The organism is Pseudomonadota bacterium (assembly GCA_011049115.1).
In the GTDB taxonomy this organism is placed as follows: Bacteria; Desulfobacterota; Anaeroferrophillalia; order Anaeroferrophillales; family Tharpellaceae; genus DSCM01.
Genome location: DSCM01000091.1, coordinates 1 through 8,323 on the forward strand (window position 1 = coordinate 1; position 8,323 = coordinate 8,323).

At 58.4% G+C, this 8,323-nt stretch carries 5 protein-coding genes and 2 riboswitches; of the genes, 4 read left to right on the forward strand and 1 reads right to left on the reverse strand.

Annotated elements, in window-relative coordinates:
* Positions 1 to 90 precede the first annotated feature (90 nt).
* Positions 91 to 519 (reverse strand): hypothetical protein, encoded by a 429-nt coding sequence (locus tag ENN66_07855; protein HDS16504.1) that lies wholly within the window; start codon positions 517 to 519, stop codon positions 91 to 93.
* 93 nt (positions 520 to 612) lie between these two features.
* Positions 613 to 796, forward strand: a riboswitch (cobalamin riboswitch).
* A 210-nt stretch (positions 797 to 1,006) separates the two neighbouring features.
* A riboswitch (cobalamin riboswitch) is annotated at positions 1,007 to 1,207 on the forward strand.
* A gap of 31 nt (positions 1,208 to 1,238) precedes the next feature.
* Here ENN66_07855 and ENN66_07860 point away from each other — a divergent pair.
* From ENN66_07860 to ENN66_07875, 4 genes are all read left to right on the forward strand, one after another.
* Entirely contained in the window at positions 1,239 to 3,230 is a 1,992-nt protein-coding gene (locus ENN66_07860) for a TonB-dependent receptor (GenBank protein HDS16505.1), read from the forward strand.
* Positions 3,214 to 7,194, forward strand: coding sequence for a cobaltochelatase subunit CobN (locus ENN66_07865; GenBank protein ID HDS16506.1), 3,981 nt, complete (start codon positions 3,214 to 3,216; stop codon positions 7,192 to 7,194). The genes ENN66_07860 and ENN66_07865 overlap by 17 nt, the downstream gene beginning before the upstream one ends.
* Before the next feature lie 181 nt (positions 7,195 to 7,375).
* On the forward strand, positions 7,376 to 8,122 hold the full coding sequence (locus ENN66_07870) for a hypothetical protein (protein HDS16507.1): 747 nt from the start codon (positions 7,376 to 7,378) through the stop codon (positions 8,120 to 8,122).
* A partial coding sequence (locus ENN66_07875; protein ID HDS16508.1) for a biopolymer transporter occupies positions 8,122 to 8,323 on the forward strand: 202 nt, incomplete at its 3' end. The genes ENN66_07870 and ENN66_07875, both read left to right, overlap by 1 nt.

Genomic DNA, 8,323 nt, shown 5'->3' on the forward strand with positions numbered 1-8,323 from the left:
CAAAAAATCAAACCGGCGGACTGAATAAGGAGCTTCGAAGCGAAAAACAACCAAGATTAGGTCGCTTATGGCCTCGAAATTCTCTGTGAATTAAAAAAAACGCTTTGTCGCAACACCTTTTATTAATCTTATTGCAAGGATAATGGACATACAGGGTAACTGTTGGAGATGGTTGAAAATTTTATTGCCGGCTCTAAGCCTGATGATGTTTTTCGGCAAAGCCGATCGTTGAGGTGCAAATAAGCCAGAATTACGAGCTGCTGGGCAAGGGTCATTTTCAATGGCCGGCTGCCGCCTGACTCTGAAACCGGCGCCCCCATGTGAAGCGTTTCTCAGGGGGTTGATGATTGATTTCAGCAAATCAGCAGATGCAAATTTTTTTGGCGGCAGTTTGTTGGTCATGGCGATATCTTTGTAAATAGCTAATCTAATATTACGAGGATATCGCGCCCGCATTTTCACCTGATTGTCAAGAAAAAAATCGTATAATTTTAAGGTTTTGCATATTTTTTTGTGCAATTTTCTAACCGGACACCGCTGACTCCGGACGGCAGGCGGCTGAAAACGGGTTGACAGGGAGCGTTGGTCGATGTTATAGGATTGGCACAGTTGATAGTTGTGCGGTTTTGCAGTTCCCAGACGGGATGAAAAGGGAACTCCGTGTAATTCGGAGACGGACCCACCGCTGTAACCGGGGACCAAGGCGGCAATAGACCACTGGAAGTGATTCCGGGAAGGCGCCGCCGGAAGGGTTGATCCGGGAGTCAGAAGACCTGCTGCGAAACCTCGAGCTTTACCTAATAACAGCCGTCAGGGGAGACGGGGTAGGCGCGTACTGGTCCGGGAAAAAATGGGAGCCCGAAGCCTTCGCAGGTTTCGGGCTTTTTTTGTTTGTGTGATTTGTTTTGGTGTTTTTGTGCCGGATTGTTTGGTCACTTGGTTACGCATCCGGCATTTTCTTCTTGAGACGCGGAAGGGAAGTTCCGCGAAAACTTGGAGATTGCTGATGAAATTGTAAGGGCCGGGCGCTGTTGATCGTCCGGCAAGTAAGGCCGTTGAACCAGGGAAGGCAGTGTGAAGCTGCCGCCGCCCCGCGACTGTAACCGGGATGAAAGCCGCGAAATGCCACTGTTCTTAAATGGATGGGAAGGCGCGGTGAGTAGGATGACCGGGAGCCAGGAGACCTGTTCGGCAGCCCAATCCTGTTAAAGCCCTCGCGGGAGGGCAGGGAGACAACTATGAGAAGGAAAGAGGAGGCAGGTAAGAAGTTCTTTTGTCGGGGTTGGCGGCACCGCGGTCGGCGGTTGGCCGGTGGTCTGGTGGTTCTGGGTTTGCTGATAACAGCCCCGGTCCGGGCCGGGGAGAGCCTGGAACCGGTGGCCGCAGCGGATAGTGCGGTGACGGCTGCCGACCCGTTGCCGGCGACAACGATGGGCTCTGTTATCGTCACCGCGGATCGTTTTCCCGGCGATGAAATCAGTACGCCGCGTTTTGTCACCGTGATCAGCGCGGAAGAGCTGGTTGAAACCGGGGGCAACAACCTGGTCGACGCTCTGAAACGGGCCGGCGGTTTCGCCTATAAGGCCTTCGCGCCCCTGGGGATTTCCCACGGGGGAATGAATTCGAAGGTGGCGATTCGCGGCGTCTACGACGGTGAACTGATACTGCTCAACGGCGCCCCGCTTCAGGGCAGCGCCGGCCACGCCTACGATCTCAATACCATTCCCCTCGATCAGATCGAACGTATCGAGATCCTCAAAGGGGCGGCCTCGACTCTCTACGGCGCCGACGCCATGACCGGGGTCATCAACATCATCACCAGAAAAACGGCCGCGACAACCGCATATCGGGTCGCGTTCGAGGCAGGCAACGAGGACTATCACAACCACTCGCTGTCAGCCACCCTGCCCGGTGTCAATCTCGGCCTCAACTACCAGCACCTCGGCGACCAGCGTGAGATTTCCCGCAGCTTTACCAAGGGATACCGCTATGATCTCGATGCCAGCGACAAGTTCGCCGTCAATTTCAATGCCAATCCGCTGCCCGATATCTATTTCGATTATCTGGGTTCCTATTACGAAAGCGGTTTCCGCAAGCTGTATGACAATCCCGGCAAGGCCTATGAAGGCACCGATCAGGAGCATTACAAGCATTTCGCCGATCTGCGCTACGAAACCGATGTCCTCAAGGCCAAGCTGTACGGGACCTTTGAGGAAATGCGCCGGGATAAGTATACCGGCAATGCCCCCGAGGACCGCAACCGTAATTTCAACTCCGGAATCAGTTGCGACTACCGGCTGCCGCTGACCTGGGCAACCTGGCTTATCGGTGGAGAATACACCTATTTCGGGGCCGACTACAACAATAAATACGGCTATCACTATCGCAACGACTACGCCCTGTTCAGTCAGGTGTCAAAGGAATTCTTCGAGCGTCTGACCCTGACCGCCGGATTGCGCCAGCAGTTCGTCGACGGGGAGCCGGGCACCGATGACTACGATCGGCTGCTGCCGAGCTTCGGCGCCGATCTGAAACTGCATGAGCGCTTCCATCTGTTTGCCAATTTCGGCCGGGCCTTCCGCAGCCCGACCTTCAATCAGCAGTATTATGAGAGTACGTTCATGGTCGGCAATCCCAATCTCGGTCCCGAGGAAGGCTGGACCTACGAGGCCGGTCTGAAATGGGATCATCGGTTGTTACGTCTGCGCCTGGCTGCTTTTTACATGGATTACGAGGACAAGATTGAGGTCGACCGCCGGCATGGTTACCCCCAGACCTATTTCAATGCCGGTAATTATCAGAGCGCCGGCATCGAATGGGAGCTGACCGGGAGTCCGTTTGCCGCCCTGGCGGGCGGGTGGAACCGGCTGACGGTGTATTGCAACGGCTACTGGGCCGATCCCGAGGCCGATGACGCCGAAGGGGCCGAATATCAGGCCGGGCCGAAATTTCAGACCACCGTCGGCCTCAAATTCCTCGGCGATCGGCTGACCCTCGACCTCAGCAGCCAGAGCCTGGCCGGCCGTGAACGCGAACTCGACAGTTACACCACGGTCAATTTTTATGGGAAACTGCGGCTTGGTCCCGGCTGGCTGAGCTTGGCGGTGGACAACATTTTTGACGAGGAGGTGCAGGTCTCCGGCGATCTGTCTGACAACGCCTCGAATCGGTATCTGTATTACGACCTCGACGGACCCCTGGTCAAGGTGGGTTATGAACTGGTTTTTTAGCCGGCGGTGGGTGTTGCCGGCACTGATACTGCCAGTGCTGCTGGTTGTTCTGGAATGCGGTTGGGCCCCCCCGGCGGCGGCGCGGACGATTGCCTTTTTCGTCGGCGATACCGATGCCTATACTTGTGCCCGGGCGCTTGACGGGCCTGAGGTGCCCGGTATGAAGGTCGAGGTGATTACCGCCGCCGATGTCGGTAAACCGGCCCTTCTCGCCCGGCTGGCCGACATCGATGCCGCCGTGGTCGATATCATGTCCGAGCAGCCGGCCGGCTGGCTGCAACTGAATATGGCCCGGCTGCAGCCCGGGGCCCGGGTGTACGCCGTCCGCAGCTCCAGCCACACGGACGACTATCTCAAGGCCGGTTTTCTTCTCGACGAAACCGTGCGGGATTATTTTCGCTTCACATCGAGCGAGAATATTCGCAATCTGATCATTTTTCTGGCCCGGCGTGATCTCGGTCTGCCGGGGCAGCCGGCCCCGGCGCCGGTGCTGCCGCCAAAAAACGGCCTCTATCATCCCGATGCTCCACGCATCTTCGCCGATCTTGATTCCTATGTCGAGTGGTACCGCTTAAGCGGCCATCTGCACCCGGGGGGCTTATGGAATCTGGGCGTCGTGTTTCCGGGGTTTCCGGTGGCGGCTAAAAAAGCGCCGCTCGATGCCCTCATGCGCGCCTACGAGCGCCAGGGGATCAATACCGTGACTTGGCTGCGCGAGATCGGTGACTGGCCGGCTGCCCTGGACAAGCTGTTGGCTACCAGGCCGCTGGCTGATGAACTGGGATCGATCACCGGTTTCGCCTTCAAGTTTTCCGCCCGCATGGACGGCGCCGGCGAGGTTCTGGCCCGGGCCGACGTGCCGGTTTTCAACCCCCATTATCTGTTTTTCTCCAGTGGCGTGGAGTGGGCCGCATCGGTTCAGGGGCTGGCCCCGCCCGAGGTTGGACTTCAGCTGGCGGCCCCCGAGCTTGTCGGTCTGATCGAGCCGACGGTGGCCGGCCTCAGGGAAGCGGTTTCGGAAGCGGGCCGGGCCGAAACGCGGGGCAGCCGCTATGTGGCCGAAACCGCCCTGGTGGAAAAACTCGCCCGCCGGGCCGCCAATTGGCACCGGCTGCGCCGGATGGCCAACGGCGACAAGAAAATCGTGCTCGTCTATTACAATCACGGCGGCGGCAAACAGAATATCGGCGCCAGTTATCTCAATGTATTCCGCAGCATCGAGGAGATTATCGCCAACCTGAAAGCGGCCGGCTATGACATCGAGGGCGAGTTGCGTGAGGAGGAGATCAAGGATCTGCTGCTGAAATCCGGTCGCAACATCGGCTCCTGGGCGCCGGGGGAACTGGAACGCCTGCTGGGTTCCGGCACCGTGATCAAAATCCCCCTGGCCCGCTATCGTGAGTGGCTGGAGGCGCTCGATCCCGGTTTCCGGGAGATGGTGGCCGCCGACTGGGAGCGGCCCGAAGATTCGACCATCATGATGCACGGCGGAAATTTCATCATTCCGGCCATCACCCTGGGCAACCTCACTCTGGTCGCCCAGCCGAGCCGGGGCTGGGGCGACGATCCGCAGAAACTCTATCACAGTCCGATTCTCTATCCGCATCATCAGTATACCGCTTTTTATCTCTGGCTGCAGCATGAGCTTAAACCCGCCGCCATGATCAGCCTCGGCACCCACGGCACCCATGAATGGCTGCCGGGCAAGCAGGCGGGCCTGTCGGCGGCCTGCCCGCCGGAAATCCTGCTTGGCGACATTCCCAGTCTTTACCCGTATATCGTCGATGATGTCGGGGAGGGGATTCAGGCCAAACGTCGGGGCCGGGGAGTCATCATCGATCATGCCACGCCGCCGTTTCGGGCTGGCGGTCTTTACGAGGAATACGCCGCCCTGGCGAGTCTGATCAGCGAGTATGAAAGCGCCGGATCCGGCAAGATTCAGGCTGCGCGTTTGGAGAGAATCCGCGCCCAGAGCGTCAAGCTCGGTCTGGATCGGGATCTGGGTCTGGAGACGGTTGATGAAGACAGCCTGGAGAAAATTGAGCATTATTTAATTGAGCTGAAAACCGAGATGATTCCCTATGGGCTGCACACCTTCGGCCGCTCGCCCTCCGGCACCGCCCGGAGTGAAACTGCGGCGGCGATTGCCGCTCGGGGCGGGCAACCGGCGGCCGCATACGAGGCCCTGCTCGACGCCTGCGGTCCGGCGGAATCCGCCGCCCTGCTGCATGGCCTGGAAGGAGGGTATATTGCGGCGGCGATCGGCAACGATCCGTTGCGTAATCCCGAAAGCCTGCCCACGGGTAAGAATTTTTACGGCTTCGATCCGGCCCGGGTACCGTCGCGGGAGGCCTGGGTCAACGGCTTTAAGGCCGCGGACGAGTTGGTCACGGCCTACCGGGACAAACACGATGGCGCTTATCCGGAAAAGATCGGGGTGATTCTGTGGTCGGTGGAAACCATGCGCGACGAGGGCATCGGTCCGGCCACCGCCCTGGCATTGATGGGTATGGAACCGGTCTGGGATCGGCGCGACCAGGTTACCGGGGTCCGGGCTATCCCCGGAGTGCGGCTGGGGCGGCCGCGGATTGATGCCCTCATGCAGATGTCGGGTTTGTTCCGCGACACCTTTCCCAATGTGGCGCTGCTGTTGGATGATGCGGTGCGGCAGGCGGCGACGCTTGATGATGTCGAGAACTATATCCGCCGACACGGTGACCTGATCAGGGATGAACTGACAGCCCGCGGCCTGGCTCCGGCCCAGGCGGAGAAACTGGCGCTGGTGCGGCTCTTTTCCGCCCGGCCCGGCGCCTATGGCACCAAGGTCGACGATTTTACAGGTTCCAGCGGACTCTGGGACAATGACCGGGTGATTGTTGACAGTTTCATTGACATGGTTTCGTTCGGCTATTCCCGTGATCTCTGGGGCGAACCATTGGCCGGGGTTTATCGAGACAACCTGGCCAAGGTAAACGCCACCGTCCATTCGCTGGGCTCGAACCTCTATGCCACCATGGACAATGACGATATGTTTCAGTATCTCGGCGGCCTGTCGCTGGCGGTGCGCCGAGTCAGCGGCAAAAACCCCGAAGTCTTCGTGTCGGTGCAGAAGACGCTCGCTGGGGGGCATGTCGAAGATCTGAATACCATTATCGGCCGGGAGCTGCGCAGCCGTTATCTCAATCCTCGCTGGATCGAGGGGATGAAAAAGGAGAATTATGCCGGCGCCCGGGAGATGGCCGAATTCGTCGAGAACATGTGGGGCTGGCAGGTCACGACGCCGGAGATGATCGACGCCGCCAAATGGCAGGAGACCTTCGAGGTCTACGTCGAGGACAAGTACGGCCAGAAATTGCAGGAATTTTTCAATCGCGAGAATCCTTGGGCCTACCAGTCGCTGACCGCCAGAATGCTGGAATCCGTGCGCAAGGGCTACTGGCGGCCGACAAAAGAGGTTGAAACCAGACTCGCGCGCGAATATGCCGTCAGCGTGGTGGAAAAGGGAGTCGCCTGCTGCGATCACACCTGCAACAACCCGCAGCTCAACCAGATGGTGGCCAACATTATTTCCCTGCCTGGAGTCGTGGCGCCTGAGGTGGCGGTGCAGTTCAAGCTGGCGATCGAGAAGATGGCCGCCAAACCCCTGGCTGAGCAGGTTGCCGACCGGGAAAAGCTGCTGCGGGAGCTGAGCGCCGCGTCGGGTGTCGAGGCCGCGAAAGCGCGGGCTGCGGAAGCCAAAGCTTCAGACCAGAAAACTTCAGAACGAAAAGCCTCAGAGGTGAAAGCCGACGCGGCGCCGCAGCCCGACGATGCCGCCGAAACCGTCAAGGGCTACAAAATGGAGGATATCAAAACCGCCGACCAGGACACGCAGATGAGCTCGTCCGGCATTCAGTGGGCCGCGTCGCTGTTTATCATGCTCTTGTTGCTGCTCTTTTTCATCGGCTCACGCCGCCGGCGCTAGTTCCTTACAGGTTATTTTCTTGTTTTTTTCAACAATTTTTTTAGCAATAAAAACCAGAAAATGTTCTGATAAAAGTATTTATTTGTGACCAACGGAAATACCTTTAGGTACGGGCTGACAATACCAGCTTGAGTTGCGGGGCTCGCTCTCGTATTAAACCACAAGGAGGTTCAAGGAGGTTATTTTGCTCTTTAAAAGTCTGGTTTTAGGAATTCTTTTCGGGATCGGGGTTTTCGCGTTGAAAAGCGGGCTTGGCCTGACTGCGGCCCTCCTCAGTCGGCCCCGTGGCCGGCAAGAGTTATTCGGGCTCTTGCTGTTCGCCCTGGTCTGGGCTTTGGTTTTTGCGGCCGTTGCCTTGGTGCTGCCGCGACTCGACCCCCTGCGGCATCTGGCCGCAATTGCTTTGTTCATGCGTTCGGGGATGCTGATTCATCTGTTGTTGGCGGGGCTGATGCTGATCTGGGGGGTGATTCTGCTGCGGCGGCGGGAGGTGAGAGTGGTCGGCAGTCGCGGCTGGCTGCTGCTGGTGCTGCCCTGCCCGGTCTGCGTCACCGTGATTTTTCTCTCGGCCGCCTTTTTTCTGGCCTGCTTTCCGGAACATGGGGCCTTTCTGGTGCCGGGACTTTATCTGGTTTTCATGACGATTTCCCTGACCGCCGCCTTTCTCGCCGGCCGGAATCCGGTGGTATCGGCAAGCCCGGAAAGCTTTCTCGGCGGCGCCATGATCCTGCTGGCCACTTATTTCTTTCTCTCGGTAACGATTATGCCGCAGTTTGCCGATCTCGATAAAATTTACCGGCTTGCCGTTTGTCCTGAGGCGCGGACGCCGGCGGTTACTAACCATTGGTTCCCGGTGCCGGCGGCGATTGGCGCCGCTTTCGGCGCCGGTTTTGGTTTAACCTGGAATCGGGCGAGGAGACTTAAATGATTGATCCCGGCGCCGTACTTAAAACCTTTATCTATCTGATTTCGTCCTCATTGCTGTATCCGGTGCTGCTCCTGCTCGCGGGGCTGACCCTGGTGATCGTGGTCATGGTCGGTTCCTTTTTCGCCGAATGGCTTGAACGCGTCCGCCTTGAACCCTGTTCTCCGGCCGTTTTGCCGGCCCGGTTGGTGGCCGGGGAGGCGG

Bases quoted from the DNA above. Each gene is read 5' to 3' on its own strand.
- ENN66_07860 (HDS16505.1), top strand. From the start codon at position 1,239: ATGAGAAGGAAAGAGGAGGCAGGTAAGAAGTTCTTTTGTCGGGGTTGG.
- ENN66_07865 (HDS16506.1), top strand. From the start codon at position 3,214: ATGAACTGGTTTTTTAGCCGGCGGTGGGTGTTGCCGGCACTGATACTG.